This window comes from Rhizobium sp. 05N49 (assembly GCF_056396805.1).
On the sequence record NZ_JBFTME010000002.1, the window covers coordinates 1 to 16,359 of the forward strand.

Below are 16,359 nucleotides of genomic sequence, written 5' to 3' on the forward strand. Positions count from 1 at the left end.
GAGGACCTGACCTTCACTGGCACCGGCAATTTTTCCGGGAGGACCTGACCTTCACTGGCACCGGCAATTTTTCCGGGACGGGCAATATACTGGCCAACACGATCACCGGGGGCGCCGGCAACGACGTTCTGGACGGTGGTGCGGGTAACGACAGGTTGATCGGCGGGGCCGGCAATGACACGCTGATTGGCGGCGCCGGCGACGACACGCTGGATGGCGGCACGGGCGCTGATGCGCTTTCCGGCGGTACCGGCAACGACATCTATTGGGTTGACAATGGCGGGGATACGGTCACCGAGGCTGCCGACGAGGGCAGCGATACGGTGTACGTGCAGTCGGTCTACTTCGCGAGCTATACGCTCGGCAGCAATGTCGAGAACCTGACCGTCTCCGGCACGACGACTTTCACCGGCATCGGCAATGCGCTGAACAATATCCTGACGGGCGGGGCAGGGATCGACACGCTGAAGGGTGCGGCAGGCGATGACACCTATATCATCGGCACCGGCGATATCGTCGTCGAGAATGTCGGCGAGGGTATCGATACCGTAAAGACGGGCCTGGCGGCCTACACGCTGGGTGCCAATGTGGAGAACCTGACCTATACCGGGTCTGCCGCCTTCACCGGTACCGGCAATGAGCTGGACAATATCATCAAGGGCGGAGCGGCCGCCGATAAGCTGACCGGCGGGGCCGGCAACGACGTGCTGGACGGTGGGGCGGGAGCCGACACGCTGGTCGGCGGAGCCGGTAATGACACCTATATCGTGGATGTCGCAAGCGACGTGGTCACGGARGCAGCAGGTGCGGGCACGGACGAGATCCGGACGTCGCTTGCTGCCTATTCGATTGCGGCCCTCGCCAATATCGAGAACCTGACCTACACCGGGTCGGCAGCCTTCACCGGCACCGGCAATGCTGCGGCCAACGTGATCACTGGCGGTGTCGGCGCCGATACGCTGAACGGCGGAGCCGGTGCGGATACGCTGATCGGCGGAGCCGGTAACGACACCTACATCGTTGACAATGCCGGTGACGTCGTCACCGAAAGTGTCGATGCGGGCATCGATACGGTCAAGGCTGGGTCGTCGGCCTATACGCTTGCCGACAATGTCGAGAACCTGACCTATGTGGGCACGGTGGCCTTTGCCGGTACGGGCAACGATCTTGCCAACACGATCAGGGGTGCGGCAGGCGCCGATACGCTGGACGGCAAGGCGGGCGCCGATACGCTGATTGGTGGTGCGGGCAACGACACCTACATCGTGGATGTCGCCGGTGACGTCGTGACCGAAGCCGCCAACGAAGGCACGGATCTGGTCAAGACGGCGCTTGCTGCCTATGCGCTGACCAACATTGCCAATGTCGAGAACCTGACCTTCACCGGCAGCGGCAATTTTGCCGGGACCGGCAATGCCTTGGCCAACACGATCACCGGCGGTGCCGGCAACGACGTGCTGGACGGTGGGGCGGGAGCCGACACGCTGGTCGGCGGTATCGGCGATGACACCTATATAGTGGATGTCGTGGGCGACGTTGTCACGGAGGCAGCAGGTGCGGGCACCGATACGGTCAAGACCGCGCTTGCGGCCTATACGCTTGCCGACAATATCGAGAACCTGACCTACACCGGGTCGGCTGCCTTCACCGGCACCGGCAATGCTGCGGCGAACGTGATCACCGGCGGTGCAGGCGCCGACACACTGAACGGCGGAGCAGGTGCCGACACGCTGATCGGCGGCGCCGGTAACGACACCTACATCGTTGACAATGCCGGTGACGTCGTCACCGAAAGTGTCGATGCGGGCATCGATACGGTCAAGGCTGGGTCGTCGGCCTATACGCTTGCCGACAATATCGAGAACCTGACCTACACCGGGTCGGCAGCCTTCACCGGAACAGGCAACAGCCTTGCCAACACGATCACCGGGGGAGCTGCGGCCGACCGGCTGTCGGGTGGCGACGGTGACGACACGCTCAACGGGGGAGCCGGTGAGGATACGCTGATCGGCGGCGCCGGCAACGACACCTACATCGTGGATGTCGCCGGTGACGTGGTGACTGAAGATGCAAGTGCAGGCACCGACACGGTGAAGACCGGGCTCGACCGCCTGGCACTTGTTGCCAATGTCGAAAACCTCACCTACACCGGCACCGGCGACTTTACTGGTATCGGCAATGCGCTCTCCAATACGATCACCGGGGGTGCCGGCAACGACACGCTGAATGGCGGAGGCGGTAGCGATACGCTGATCGGCGGCAAGGGCAACGACTATTACATCGTCGACAGCGCCGGAGACGCCGTCATCGAAAATGCCGGTGAAGGGATCGACCAGGTGCAAACGTCCCTCGCCAACTATACGTTGGGAGAAAACATCGAAAACTTGAGCTCGGGTGCCGACGGCTGGGAAGCCTTTGTCGGAACAGGCAATGCACTCGATAATCGGATTGTGGGCAATGCCTTCGGGTCGAATACGCTGACAGGTGGCGCCGGAGACGACGTCCTTATCGGTGGAATGGCCGCGGACTTTTTCGTCTACGAGCCGAATTGGGGGCACGACACGATCATGTATTTCGAGGTGGCTGGCGGGGCACATGATACGATCAGGATCGATCACACGATCTTTGCCGACTGGGCATCGCTGCTCGCCGTATCGACCCTGTCAGGCAACGACACGATCATCACAGCCGATGCTGACAACACCATCACGCTGAAGAACGTGGCCGTGTCGAGCCTGCAGTCGGCGGATTTCCAATTTGTGTGAGCTTCGCTCGATCTCCCCGGCAGGCCCTCCAGAAGAGAGGGGCTGAAGTTCTGCCGCAGCTGAAGGGATTGGATGACGACAAGGAAGTTTACGAAACCTGGAACAAAGGTTGTCACGATCGGTTCGCGTGACGGTCGGCAAAAACGTCTCGATTGGAGTTCCCTGGGCAGCCCTGCTCCGCGCGCAAAACACGAACGTCTGTGGAGCGAGACGCACCCGTTTCCGTTGCGCGCGTCCGGCCCAGCCGTGGCCGTACGCCGCTCAAGCCTGTGATAGACGCATTCCGACAAAGCTGCGAGCGGTAGTCGTCGGACCGATGGTCTTCGTCGTCATCGCCACTGGGCCACTTGGGATGCTGAGCTACGCCAGCCTCGGAGCCTGGCATCCTGGTTCTCAATACCGGCATATTCATCCAACAAGCCCCTGTTGACGGTCCGGAAAACAGCCTGAAGTTCGTCGCGAGCCTGATGCTCGGCGTCTTCGGCCTCTTCCGAGTCGGAAAAGGTAACGGCGCGGAATGGCCGTGCATTCCCGCGGCGCTCTCTTCCCTCACCGTCAGGACGAAGCGAGGCGCTCGGCCAGCCACAAACAAGGGCCTTCTGCTCGCGGAAAAATATCCAGACCAATCGGAATAAAACAACAGTGCTGTTGTCTACGTTCATGAAACCGCTCTGCATGAAAAAGGAGCCCGCATGAACGTCTTTCCCCGAAAAGGATTCCTTCCGCTGGCAGCGCCGATCTTCGTGATCCTGTCCGCTTCTGCCTTTGCCGACGGCCCTGCATCGCATCAACATGCCACCTCCGCGGTTACGGAAGAGGCCCCGTTTCTGTCGGAAAATGAYGCCGCCATGGCGAAGATGATGAACGACATGGCGGTGAGACCGACGGGCGACGTCAACAGGGATTTTGTGGAGATGATGATCCCTCATCATCAAGGGGCGATCGATATGGCGCAGACCTATCTGCGCTACGGCAGCAATGAGCAGCTCAAGCGCATTGCCCAGGAAATCATCGTCGATCAGCAGCAGGAAATTGCTGCGATGCGACTGGCTCTCGGTGATCCTCTTCCGCCTTCGGATCCGGCGCCAACTCAAATTCCCCCGCAAACTCCCGTTCCCTCCGGCGCCGGCATGTCGATGATGCCGGCTATGGATCCGAATATGAAAATGGGCAACTGAAAGGACCCTGTCATGAAGTCTAGCCTTCTCGCCCTCAGCCTTCTCGCCGGCACGATGCTGGCGCCCTCAGTGAGCTTCGCCGGCCAGGCGCCGGGCGCGGTCTCCGATCCGGATATCCCGGTCAGCAGCAGGGATCGCGTCTATGCTGCCGAACAGTTCTCCAATACGGTTTCAGTTACTGATCCATCCACAAACAAACTGCTCGGCGTCATCCGTCTCGGCGATCCGCAGCCCGGCAATCTGAGCCCGCTCTATCGGGGGCAGGTCCTGGTCCATGGCATGGGTTTTTCGCCGGACCACAAAACGCTGGCCGTCGTTTCGATCGGCTCGAATTCGGTGACTTTCATCGACACGGCCACGAATACGGTAAAGCACACCACCTATGTGGGCCGCTCGCCGCATGAGGCATTCTTTACACCCGATGGCAACGAAGTTTGGGTCACCGTTCGCGGAGAGGATTACATCTCCGTCATCGATGCGCATACTTATGAGGAGAAGATGCAGATCAAGGTGCCGGCTGGTCCGGGCATGCAGATCTTCTCGCCGGACGGCAAGTACGGTTACATCTGCTCCTCGTTCAACCCTGAGACCGTAGTCGTTTCCGTCGCCGATCACCAGATTGTCGGCCACATCAAGCAGGAAAGCCCTTTCTGCCCCAATATTGCGGCAACGCCTGATGGCAAGCAGGTCTGGTTCACCCTGAAGGATACCGGCAAGACGCAGGTCTTTAACGCCGAAGCACCCTTTGATCTTATCAAGACCATCGATACCGGGCCGATCACCAATCACGTCAACATCGTTCACAATGCCAATGGCGACTTTGCCTATGTCTCCGTCGGTGGACTCAATCAGGTGAAGGTCTATCGCACGGATAACTTCCAACAGGTCGCGACAATTCCTGTCGGCAATCTTCCGCACGGCGTCTGGCCATCAGGCGATGGTACGCGCGTCTATGTGGGTCTCGAAAATGCCGATGCGCTTGCAGCAATCGACACACTGACAAACAAGGTCATCGCGACGATACCGATCGGCCAGGCGCCGCAGGCTGTCAACTATGTCCCCGATGCAGTCCCCGAGGGCGATGGCATGCAGAATCTGCAGCCGCTTGGCATCGCCGGCCAGGTGGCGCATCTTGCCCTGCACGCACCGAAGGCAAGCCAGGGCGACGTTGCACCAACGAGTGTCTCTCTTTTCGACCAAGGTCTGTCACAGGTGCTGCAGGCATCCGTGACCGGCCTGGAGCCCAGGAAACCTTATATCCTCGCACTCTCCACGCGGGCTGACGGTTCTGGCGATCTTCAACCCTTGGCGTCATTCATGACAAACCCGGCCGGTTCGGCGATCGTCAATGCCGTTGGCCCCATCCGGCAGATCGTCCAGAGCAGCGAGAAGGCTGAGCGCCGCTATCTCGTCATCACCGCCTCGGGGGATAAGGGGCCAGCCGAAGTCGTCCAGGTCGAAGCGAAGTAAATCCCTCTCGCCCGCCGCCTGTGATAGGGTGGCGGGCGAAAGCTCCTGAAGGTAAGCCTCTCATGAGTGATATTCTGCAGCTTGTCGAACCGATCATACCGGCGCTCCGCCGCTACGCCCACGGATTGCTGAAAGATGCAACGGCAGCCGACGATCTCGTTCAGGATTGCCTGGAGCGGGTCATTGCTCATTGGCATCATCGCCGAAACGACGATCCGCGCACCTGGGTATTCGCCATCCTTCATAATCTGGCCGTCAACCGGTTGAAGCAGAACGCACGCCGTGGCGAACATCTGCCCATTGAGAAGGTGGATGAAAGTGCGTTTGCCCGACAGCCGACACAGGAAGACAGCCTGATGAGCCGCGATATCCTTCAGGCGCTGGAGCTGCTTCCCGAAGAGCAGCGCAGCGTGTTGCTGCTGGTATCGGTCGAGGATCTGTCCTATTCGCAGACAGCCGAGGTCCTGGCCATCCCGATCGGCACCGTCATGTCGCGCCTGTCGCGCGCCCGTGAGCGGCTAAGGCAGATGTTGGAGAACCCCGGGCAGGCAACACAGGGGGCTGCCGCCCATCTTCGGAGAATAAAATGAGCGTAAAACCGATCACCGAGGATGATCTCCACGGATTTGTGGACGGTGCGCTGGATGAGGCACGTGAAGCCGAGGTTTGCGCCTATCTTGAAACCCATCCTGATATCGCCGCGCGAATCGATAGTTACGGCAGGCAGCGGCTCGATTTGCGGACTGCGCTCAGCGCCATCGCCGAAGAACCGATCCCGAGCCGGCTAAACCTCAGCCATCTGCTGGAATCGCGCAAGCCGGGCCGGCTGCCCTTATGGCGTATGGCGGCTGCCGCTGTCGTTCTTCTCGTCGCTGGCGGTTCAGGGGGCTGGATGCTGCATGGAATGTATCGGCATCCAGGCGAAGGCATAGTGGCGCTCGCTGATGAAGCAGCCGACAGCTTCGCCACTTACGCGCCCGACAGGATAAGGCCGGTCGAGCTTCGTGCCGACAATATGGCCGAACTCGTCGACTGGGCGACGGAGCGCATGGGCCGCAAGCCGGTAGTGCCGGATCTCTCCGGATCGGGCTATCGCCTGATGGGTGGCAGGATGATCTCGACGTCGCATGGTGCCGGATTGATGCTGATGTATGACGATGATCGGGGAACGCGTCTCGTCGTGCTGACGCGGCCCATGCTCGCCGATCAGAACAAGCCCATGGCTCCGCATGCTGACGGAAATGTTGAAGGCTGGAGCTGGGCATCCGGCGGCATGGGCTACAGCCTTGTCGGCACCCTGCCGGCCGATATCTTGCATCCGCTCGCTGATGATATCAGGCACCAGACCGAGATGGGTGCCTGAACTCTGCAGGCCCGAAGTATTGCGCAGCAGCGCAGCGGCTTTGAGCGACATGCTTGAAGGATTTTAGTGCATGCGGGGGCGGCGTTTTTCGCCGCCGCGTTTTCGCGGCAGTCCCATCATACCTTGTGGGACCTGCTCGTCGGCTGCCAGTGCCGCATTATGCTGGCGTAGGCGCTCGAGCGCAACGTAAGCAAGCTGGGTATAGGGAATGGCGGCCGGATCGTCGGTATGGATATCCTGGATCGCCGCGAGGACTGTCTCGGCTTGCGTCAGATGGCGAGCTGCGATGAGCGCGATACCCTCCTTATAGCGGGCCTGTACCATATGGGGCGCCTGCTCGCCGACGCGACGGAAGGTCACGACCGCGTCCTCATAGAGCTTCAGCGCCAGTTGCGTATCTCCAAGGCGAAGCGAGATCGGCAGCGGCTCGGCGGTGCGCTCCAGCAGCGACTGGTAGGCGGCAAGGGCTTCGGTCAGCTTCCCCCGGTCGAAGAGCAGGTTGGCAATGCCGAATTCGGCGCCCACATGGCCCGGCGAGGATTGCAGAACCTGGGAGAAGATAATCTCGGCCCTTCCCTTTTCGCCCTTTTGATACATTTCGAGCGCCTGCTGGTAGGCATAGTTGACGCTGCGCGGATGCAGGACGCCGCCGAGATTGTGTCCGTTGCGGGTCCTGAAGAGCGTATAACTGATCCGTCGCTCGTCAGCGCCGAAGGCGTATTTGTAAGCTTCGTTTCCGCGCAGGAAATCATAGAAACGGAAGCCGTCCTCGATGGCCCGGCGGATGCAATAGCCATGCAGCACCAGACCGGGAGATGGCGTCCTCCAGTTCTCGTCGCGACCGGTGATATAGAAGAGGATGGTCTTTTTCGGGCGGTCGATGATGTTGGCGAGGACGCCGAGCGGCTGTTCACCGAACCAGAAGACCGGGACGTCGAGCGTGCCGCTTCTGAAGCAGTCCATCAGCATTTTGCGGGTGGAATTGATGAGCCGCTCCGTTCGCTCCGCTCCTTTGCGCTCCGTCCACCGCGTGCGCCAGAAATCGAAAAGAATGCCAAGGTCCCGATCGATGGTGTCGGGCGTCGCCATGGTGATCCGGTAGCCCTCGTCGCCATCGAGCTTGCGCAGGAAGCGACGCAGCTTCTGGCGCGTCTGACTGCTCATCTTCTGCTCCAGATAATCGTTCCAGCTCTCAGGCAAAAAGACGACCGGGCAGATCGTATTGTCGATATTGTCTTTGCTGGTCGGGGCATTATCACGAAACATGACTAGCGGCCCCTGCAGCGCCGTGATCATCTTCTCCCGGCGTTCCGCCGGCCCGCTGAAATGTTCTAGCCGAAGATGCGTCCAGTTCTGCTGTTTGAGGTAGGCCGCAAAGCCGTCGATGGCTTTTTGCTCGTAGCCGGGCATGACAAGGAGGCCGGTATAGTCGGCCGAATAATTTCCGCCCATGACGATTTCGTCATAGAAAAGCCCGCTCTGCTCATCGAGTTTGGTCAGTAACCTGAGCGGCAAAAAGGCGACGTAGCGAGCATCCCGCTGCCGCTCGCGCAGCGCCAGGACAAACCAACGGCCCCGGTGCGCAAGAAAGTCTTTGAGCCATGTCCAGGAGAGGAAATGTTGGGCGTCCGGATCGTCCCGATAAACCTGATCCCAGTTATCGCGTACGGCATCGAAGCCGGCTACCGTATCAATGATATCGATGCGCATGCCCCCTCCCAATACCCTATACGTAATTCGGGAGAATCCAGTCTAGTGAGAAACATCGATCTTCAAATAAACCGTCCGGGTGATTCCTTGAGACGAAATCGGATTAGCCCGAAGCGATTGTTTTCAGACAGCAATATCAGAGCGCCACAATCCGCGGGCTTGCATGGATGAAGGCCCAAAGCGCCTTGCTGATATTGACGATCTCAGCAATCGATTTCTCAAGAAGCTCTATTTCCCGGTCATTCATCTGCTCGATCTTTCCGTAGCGGATTTCCTTGTCGTCCTCCACCAGGCGCATGAGTTGCGTGCTGGAAATTTCGCCCTTCTCATCGAAGGAATAGATGCAGTGATTGTATTTGTTGCGCATCTTCGATTCCTTCTTCAGGCGCGACATGGCCGAAAGAACGGCCTTGCGGTCCGCAGCCGGAGTCGAAGGAAGCTTTGCGAGACGCTCGACGAGATCGATGCGCGCGCGCGTCGTGTTGAGTGTCAGAAAAACAACCACTGCAGCTTCCTTCTCCACGTTGAGAAGATGGGCGATAATATAGATCAGCAGGCTTTCTGTATTCGTCCAAACATAGTTTAGCCGGCCAACCCTTAATAATACATCGGACATGGCCGTCATGCTGAACTCCCTCGGCTCAACGTTGATGATACATGGATTATATCAGATCATTTCGTTGAGTGCTTCGGCCATTTCTGTGTTTAACGCTCCTTGAATGCGCGCGACATGCTGTCGGCAACTGGCTTGCTCAGATATTCGAAGAAGGTACGCTCCGAGGTCTGGATCAGCACTTCTGCCGGCATGCCAGGAACCGGGTGGAAATTGTGAATGCGGGCAATTTCAGAGTCGGGAATTTGCACACGCACGATGTACACGTCCTTGACGGACAAGCCGGAATTTTCCTCGACCGAATCTGCCGAAACATAGAAGACCTTTCCTTCCAGGACCGGCGTCGTGCGTCTGTTGAGGGCAGTGAGGCGGATCGCCGCCGTCTGGCCCTCGTGAAGCTGATCGATGGAGGTACGCAATACCTGCGCCTCCAGGATCAGCGGCACATGGGCCGGCAGAATTTCCATGATCGGTTTGCCGGTGGTGATAACACCGCCGGCAGTGTGGTAATAGGAGCGTACGACCGTACCTGTCACAGGCGAGCGGATGACCGTACGCTCCAGGACGCCGGTTGCTTCCCGGGCCTGTTCGCGAACGCTGTCGAGATCGGATTCGGCCGTCTCCAGCGCATCGAGTGCCGCCTGCTTGTTGGAATTGACCGCAATGACTGCCTCCTGGCGGAATTTGGCGATTTCTGCCTCGCTCTCGTTCAGCTCACCATTCAGGCGCGAAATATCGCCCATCGCATCGGCGATGGCGCGCTCGATGGCCAGTAGATCGGTCTTGCGCATATAGCCGACCTTGACGAGTCGCGCCTTGGAGTCCCGCTCGTCCGACAGCAATGACAGCTGCCGCTCGAAGGATTCGCGCTGTCCCTTGTAGCCATCGAAGCGATATTCCAGCGACTTGATGTTCTTCTCGATGAGGTTCAGCTGTTCTTCGAGTTTGACCCGCTTGCTGTGAAAGACCACGTTCTGGCTCTGGATAATCGCATTGACGTCTGGATCGCTTGCCTCTGCCATGACGATCTCGGGAGCCTTGAATTCATTTGTTCCCTGTGCTTCAGCCCTCAGCYGCGCCACAACCGCCTCCAGGCGCAGACGCCTCAAGTTCAACATGCGTTCGTTGGTCAGGGCGGCTGTCTGGTCGAGCGTCAGCAGTACGTCGCCTTCCTTGACGCTTGCGCCTTCGCCAACCATCATTTCCTTGATGATGCCGCCTTCAAGGTGCTGGACAACCTTGTTGTTGCCGGTCGCAACGAAACTGCCCTGGGCAATGATTGCAGAGGCAAGCGGCGCGGTTGCGGCCCAATATCCAAAACCGCCAAACGAAGCGAAAAGCACCGTTAGGCCAACGAAGCTGTGCAGACGGATCGACCGCGGCACGTCGCCGTACCACTCGAGCTGCGCTGGGCCGGCCGTTTCCTGTTTCTTCTTTCCCATGGCCGTCACCCTTCGATACGCGGGGGCTGCTGGCCGTTGCGGCCATTGCCCTTTGAGATTGCCTGCAGCACTTCGGTACGTTCGCCGAACATGGCGACCGTACCGTCCTTGAGGACCATGATCTTGTCCACGCATTGCAGAAGCGCCGGGCGCTGCGTGATCGTGACCGTCGTGATCCCCTGTTTCTTGGCGTGGATCAGCGCCTTTGCCAGGGCGGCTTCGCCCTGCGTGTCAAGGTTGGAATTGGGTTCGTCGAGCACGACGAATTTGGGGTCGCCGAAGAAGGCGCGGGCCAGTGCGATGCGCTGCTTCTGGCCGCCCGAAAGCGGCGCGCCGTCGGCGGCGACGACGGTTTCGTAACCCTGCGGGAAACCGGCGATCAGCTCGTGCACGTCGGCCAGTACAGCTGCCTCGTAGATCTGCCGGTCTTCGACGTCGTCACGCATCCGGCAGATATTTGCCTTGATGGTTCCTGGAAACAGCTGCACATCCTGCGGCAGATAGCCGATGCTTTCGCCGAACTGCCGCTGGTCCCAGTTGCGCAGATCCATGAGGTCGAGTCGGACATTGCCCGAGGTCGGCAGGATTGAGCCCACCAGCATCTTTCCGAGTGTCGTCTTGCCGGAACCGGAATTGCCGATGATTGCCAGCGATTCGCCCTTCTTCAGCGAGAAGGAGATGCCGTTCAGAATCACCTTCTTCTGAGGTGGAGGGACGAAGAGGACTCGCTCAACGTCCAGCCGCCCTTCCGGATTGGGAAGTCGCAGGCGCGGGAAGTTGAGCGGCGAGGTGAGCAGCAGGTTCTTGATGCGGCCATAGGCGGCGGCGGAGCGGTTGAACTGATGCCAGCCTTCGATTGCCCCTTCGATCGGCGCCAGCGCGCGGCCGGAAATGATCGATGCTGCGATGACCATGCCGCCGGTCAGTTCGCCCGATAGCGACAGATGGGCGCCCCAGCCAAGAAGCCCAACCTGCGTGATCATGCGGCAAGCCTTGGAAACGCCGGTGAAGACGATGTTGCGGTCCTGGGCCTGCACATGGGACTTTAGCGAGCCGGCCGTTTCCCGGCCCCACATCTTCACTGCCTCCGGAATCATGGCGAGCGCATTGATGATCTGCGAATTGCGCGACATGGAATCGAGATGAAAGTTCGCGCGGCTGAGATAGCTGTTGGATTCGGCGAACTGCTTGGCCGTAAGCTTCTGGTTCAGGAAGGCGATCATGAACAGGACCGCGCAGCAGACCATGATGATGATGCCGAGATGCGGATGCACCAGGTAGACAACGATCACGAAGAGCGGCATCAACGGAGCATCCAGGAAGGCGATCAGCGTGCCGGACGTCAGGAAGCTTCGCAGAAGCTGAAGATCCTGCAGGATCTGGTAATCCTTGCCGCTTCCATGCAGCGAGGCGCGAGCCGCCGCGCTGAGGATCGGGGCGCCCAGCTGGACCTCCAGTTCCACAGCGGTCCGCATCAGGATGAAGCGGCGGACAGAATCCAGGAAAGCCTGTATGAGGACCGCGCCCACCACCACGATCGAAAGCATCACCAATGTGTCGATCGAACGGCTGGTCAGGACGCGGTCCGAAATCTGGAAGAGGTAGAGTGGGATCGCCAGCAGGAGCACGTTGATCGCGACCGTGAAGACCATCACGATGGCGAGGTTGCGCCTGATGACCGCGATACCTCGCGCAAGGCTCAAGGCGAAATTCACCGGCTCGCTGCGCTTGTGGAAGCCACTGTTTCCGCCGCCGCCACCGCCGCCACCGCCACCGAGATCCGGTTCCTTGCCGCCACCGCCACCGTCTCCAGTCCGCGGGCGGCGCTCATTTTCCTTCAGCGGACCGGTGTTGCCGTCGATCGTCTTGGCAAAGGGAATATCCGGCTTGGCCTTCATCTCGTCGGCGTCACCAGGCGCCCGCCGTGCCTCGATATCGGGCATCGTTCGCAATTCTTCGCCGGACTGCGGCTTTATTTCTGGTTCTACGGTATCAACGGCGGGAACATCATGACCGGAAAGCTGCCTTTCAGATCGTACGATAGGCATCGCTTGCACTTCGTTCACTTTCTCTTCGGCGACGGTGCCGGCTTCATCTGGATGGGAGGGCGCCGTGTGTGTCAGCTGGCGAAGATGATCCACCGCATCATCGATTGCCGAAACGCAGGCCTGCGTCATGAAATCCTGAGGATCCGCCGCTGTGGGGGACGGCTTGTCGCCACGCAGATCGAGCGCGCTGCCATTGGCAAAAATCTGTTTTGAGATCTGGTTCATCGTGGTCTCTCCCAATACCAGGTCACGCGACCACGACTTGCATTACATCTGAGGGATGGGCGGACGACCATGAAAGGTCATGGCCGCCGTTGATGATGCCATCGCCACTGTCCGTGCCATGGGGACCATCGTCATCGAGAAAGGCGATGACTTCATTGGCAAGCTTTGCCCCTGCCGCCTCGGGCGCAGTGGCATCGTGTTCTATGATCCCGCCTTGGATGAGAATGGCATCGGAATAGAGCTGGCCGGCAACGTAAGTAGTATTGCCGAAGCTGTCATAGTCGACGATTTGAGCGATATTGGCGACGGTATTGCTGCCCGTATCGATCGTGATCACGGCGTCCTGGYTATTCTTAAGGAGCTCGGCTGCTGCCTGGGTCACGTCGTCGGAATCTCCGAGCACGGCGACCTGTTTGATGATGGTCATGTCGAAGAGATTGCCGGTAATGTAGAGAACATTCAGGCCGACATAGCCCTGGAAATTGAGATCGGTGGACAAGCCCTCAGGCATTGACGGATCGCGCTCCAGAATTCCCTTCTCTGCCTGATGCATATAGTCGGGCATGGTCTCGAACCGGTCGTTGGCCCCGACATTGTGGATCGCTGCAAAGTTCCAGATGAGATTGTTGCCGGACTGAACGGTGGCATTGCCGTCCGTGCCGTCCTCGGCGCGAACCCAATCGTTGTCGTAGAGAAGTGAAATCTGCGTGATGCTATTGATGTCGTAGACACTGCCGCCGACGATCACCAGATCGTATTGCAGGCCCATCTGGAAGGACGACGAGAAATTCAGTGTCGTATTGCCGCCGGTCAGAACGGTCGTTTGCGAGCCGCTCGTCGTGACGGTCATCGTGTCGTTATCGCTGACGAAATGATACTGCTCGATCCAGTTTACGAAGGATACGTCGCCGTTGACGATGCTGACCCGCCAGGCCATCGGAAAGATGGGGTCGCCATGTGCATCGACGGTCGTCTCCGGCTGGGGCGATTGATACGTGCTGCGTTCAAAGCTGGCTATATTGTAGGCCGTGACACCGGCGTCATCGGCAGCATCTGCCGAGGAGTGGAACATCGAGGCGATATCGTCATCGTTGCTGTAGGCGTAAACCTGCGTGATGGCATCGATCTGGTGGTAGTCGCCCATGATGGCCGTCACGGAAGAGATTACCGCGGTATTGATGACGGAGGCTATATTTGCGACGAGGTTTGCGCCGGCAGTGACCTCCAGGCTGCTTGAAGCCGGGTCATGCTGCTCGACCGAGGTCTGGGTTTCGTCGGGATCTTCCGGCAGTTTGGCAAGACCACGGTCCGGCAGCAGATCGTCCAGCGCCGGTATTTCTGAAACAAGCTTGCCGTTCATGTGGGTTCCGGTGATCTCGGATCCCGCCAGGACGAAATCATGCGCCTGGTCGTTTGGATTGTCTGCCGGCGGTTCGTTCGTTCCGAGCGATGTCTGGCCAGAATCCTTCACCACCTGAATGTAGGATTCCATATCGTTGGCGATATGTTTGACACCTTCGAAAGTGTCGGTTCGTTGCAAGCTGGCAAAGGGAGTGAATATTTCGGTTTGGTCATTGAACTCTGCCAGCCGTTCGGTGACGAAGCTCGTGTCCCGGGGGGCATGGTAGCCATCCGTCATATCGAGATAGTCGTCGTCAAAGAGAACGTTGACCTGCGTAGCGTATCCGATCACCGATCCGGGGCCATTGAAAACCTGCAGCTGTTCGTCGTCCTCGACGTTGATGTCCTGCGGACTGCCGAACCGAGGCAACGACGACACATCGCGGTGCGCAATCTCGGAGAGCTTTTCGATGCTTTCCTCGAAGGGGCGGCCGAAGCGGCGGGCCCCGCCATAGACGATCTCATAACTGACGCTTCTGTAGTCGACGTCGGGATCGTAGTCTTTGAGCATAAGATCGGAAGCGAAGGCGGGGGTGTTGGCGACGAGGTCGTCGAGCGTGGGCTCATTTTCAACAGGACCCGTGCCCGCGGTCAGCTCTGCACGCAGTCTCATTTCTTCGGTCGTCGTTTCGAATATGCCGATGAAATGGGCGATAATTTCTGAGAATTTCTCGATTTGCATTGCCTTGGCCCTCCCTTTCGAAGAAACGACCGGCCATGCGATCCCCTTCTGCTGGAGCCGCGCTGTTCGTCAATTCGCACGCAAGCATTCAAACTGCACCGGCGGAAGCCGGTGCAGTCTTTTCTTGGTCTTGGAGGTCAGTGTCCGCTGGAATCTTCGCCGACATCGGAAACATGCGAGTTACCGCCGATGACGCTGGAGTCCACAGCGTTGCTGAGCATGTTCGCGCCCTGAACGAGCTCCATATGGAAGCCCGAATTGGCAAGAATTGCCGAAGCGTCTGCCGTGGAAGTACCTGCGACGTCGTCACCCGCCTTGAGGTCCCAGCCCTTGCTGTCCATATCCATGCCGTCAGCACCGTTCGCCGTGCCGGCATTCGCACTCAGGTGATTCTGAGCGCCGCCATTCTCCATCGTGATGTTCCAGGCCTTATCCTGGTCCGCGAGATGGTTGGCTTGGACAGTGCTGAAGACGGAATCGGCGCCTTCGCCGGAAAGCGAGCCGTTGAGGATATTGTCGATATTGAGGGTGAAGGAGAAGTCATCCCCGATGTCGAAGGTGAGGTCGTGGCCGGCTACGCCGAGGTTCCCGAAGTCCTTGACATCGTCAATCACGGCGAAGTCCGTGTCCGTTTTGTTGAAGCTGTCGCTGGTATTGTGGCTGTCGGTGGTCGTCTTGGTATCGGTAATCGTCTTGATGTCGGTGTCGATATCCGTGTCCGTCTTGGTGGTCGTGTCGTTGTCGGTGATCGTCTTGATGTCGACGTCGTCGTCACTGTACGACTTGGCGTCATAGCTCCAGTCGTAGTCCGATTTTGTGGTCGTCGTCGTGTCGTTATCGTTGATGTTGGTCGTCTTGATGTTCGTGTCGTCGTCCGACTTGTAGCTCCAGTCGTAGTCGTTGTCGCGGTTGTCGCCGTTGTCGGTCTTCACATCGAGATCGACGTTTGCCTTGACGTCAACGTCCGTGCTGTTGTCGGTGTTGTTGCGATTGTCACCATTGGCGATGCCGCCGACGTAACCCGTTGAATTATCATCTATTTCTGTTGAATTTATAGCGCTGGAAAGGCCATCGGCCAAGGCGCCCACCTTGACGGTGTCGTCATCAGAGCCCGGCCCGGGCTTGGGGTCATAAGGCATTTCGGTTTCCTCCAGAAAAAAACTGGAGCAGCTTTCGAAGTCCCTCTCATCTCAAATGGGATCTTTGCTCGCGCTTGCTCCAATACGTTAATGTCGGCAGATGGACACGGTACCTTTTCATCTGCAGCCTCATCGTGATTTGTTGACCAAATTCTGTATTGGGATCGTGCTTACTCAGTACAAAGACGCACTAATCCAGTCCCGGACTCGATATGAGCGCGAGCAAGGCATTCGAACTTCTTTTTGAGTTCCCTCGAAAGAAGACCAAGTATCAAAAACACATGCTGATACTCGATTTTCACGTCGCCACTCTCAGCGACAGT

12 protein-coding genes are annotated in these 16,359 nt (G+C 58.7%); 5 read left to right on the forward strand and 7 right to left on the reverse strand.

The window, feature by feature from the left end; genetic code table 11:
- Window positions 1–2,765: beta strand repeat-containing protein (locus tag AC1DF8_RS04225; protein WP_477995070.1), on the forward strand; the 2,765-nt coding region annotated here is incomplete at its 5' end.
- 329 nt (window positions 2,766–3,094) lie between these two features.
- Here AC1DF8_RS04225 and AC1DF8_RS04230 read toward each other — a convergent pair.
- Window positions 3,095–3,427: a hypothetical protein gene (locus AC1DF8_RS04230; RefSeq protein ID WP_477995071.1), complete on the reverse strand. Its 333-nt coding sequence runs from the start codon at window positions 3,425–3,427 to the stop codon at window positions 3,095–3,097.
- Window positions 3,428–3,457: 30 nt separating this feature from the next.
- On the opposite strand from AC1DF8_RS04230, the gene AC1DF8_RS04235 reads away from it, so the two are divergent.
- From AC1DF8_RS04235 to AC1DF8_RS04250, 4 genes are all read left to right on the forward strand, one after another.
- The gene (locus AC1DF8_RS04235; protein WP_112970225.1) at window positions 3,458–3,943 is read left to right on the forward strand and encodes a DUF305 domain-containing protein; all 486 of its coding nucleotides are present in this window, start codon (window positions 3,458–3,460) and stop codon (window positions 3,941–3,943) included.
- A 12-nt stretch (window positions 3,944–3,955) separates the two neighbouring features.
- A complete protein-coding gene (locus AC1DF8_RS04240) occupies window positions 3,956–5,413 on the forward strand; it encodes a YncE family protein (RefSeq protein WP_477995072.1) in 1,458 nt (485 codons plus the stop codon).
- Between the two features lie 62 nt (window positions 5,414–5,475).
- Entirely contained in the window at window positions 5,476–6,003 is a 528-nt protein-coding gene (locus AC1DF8_RS04245) for an RNA polymerase sigma factor (RefSeq protein ID WP_477995073.1), read from the forward strand.
- The gene (locus AC1DF8_RS04250) at window positions 6,000–6,776 is read left to right on the forward strand and encodes an anti-sigma factor family protein (protein ID WP_112970222.1); all 777 of its coding nucleotides are present in this window, start codon (window positions 6,000–6,002) and stop codon (window positions 6,774–6,776) included. The genes AC1DF8_RS04245 and AC1DF8_RS04250 overlap by 4 nt, the downstream gene beginning before the upstream one ends.
- Before the next feature lie 63 nt (window positions 6,777–6,839).
- Here AC1DF8_RS04250 and AC1DF8_RS04255 read toward each other — a convergent pair whose 3' ends face one another.
- From AC1DF8_RS04255 to AC1DF8_RS04280, 6 genes are all read right to left on the reverse strand, one after another.
- On the reverse strand, window positions 6,840–8,486 hold the full coding sequence (locus AC1DF8_RS04255; RefSeq protein ID WP_477995074.1) for a GNAT family N-acetyltransferase: 1,647 nt from the start codon (window positions 8,484–8,486) through the stop codon (window positions 6,840–6,842).
- Between the two features lie 136 nt (window positions 8,487–8,622).
- Window positions 8,623–9,111, reverse strand: a complete 489-nt coding sequence (locus AC1DF8_RS04260; RefSeq protein WP_018114882.1) for a hypothetical protein — start codon at window positions 9,109–9,111, stop codon at window positions 8,623–8,625.
- 80 nt (window positions 9,112–9,191) lie between these two features.
- Window positions 9,192–10,541, reverse strand: a complete 1,350-nt coding sequence (locus AC1DF8_RS04265) for an HlyD family type I secretion periplasmic adaptor subunit (RefSeq protein ID WP_477995075.1) — start codon at window positions 10,539–10,541, stop codon at window positions 9,192–9,194.
- A 5-nt stretch (window positions 10,542–10,546) separates the two neighbouring features.
- Window positions 10,547–12,814: a type I secretion system permease/ATPase gene (locus AC1DF8_RS04270; RefSeq protein ID WP_477995076.1), complete on the reverse strand. Its 2,268-nt coding sequence runs from the start codon at window positions 12,812–12,814 to the stop codon at window positions 10,547–10,549.
- Between the two features lie 22 nt (window positions 12,815–12,836).
- Window positions 12,837–14,897, reverse strand: coding sequence for a hypothetical protein (locus AC1DF8_RS04275; protein WP_477995077.1), 2,061 nt, complete (start codon window positions 14,895–14,897; stop codon window positions 12,837–12,839).
- Window positions 14,898–15,034: 137 nt separating this feature from the next.
- Entirely contained in the window at window positions 15,035–16,036 is a 1,002-nt protein-coding gene (locus AC1DF8_RS04280) for an MSCRAMM family protein (protein ID WP_112542881.1), read from the reverse strand.
- Window positions 16,037–16,359: the final 323 nt, after the last annotated feature.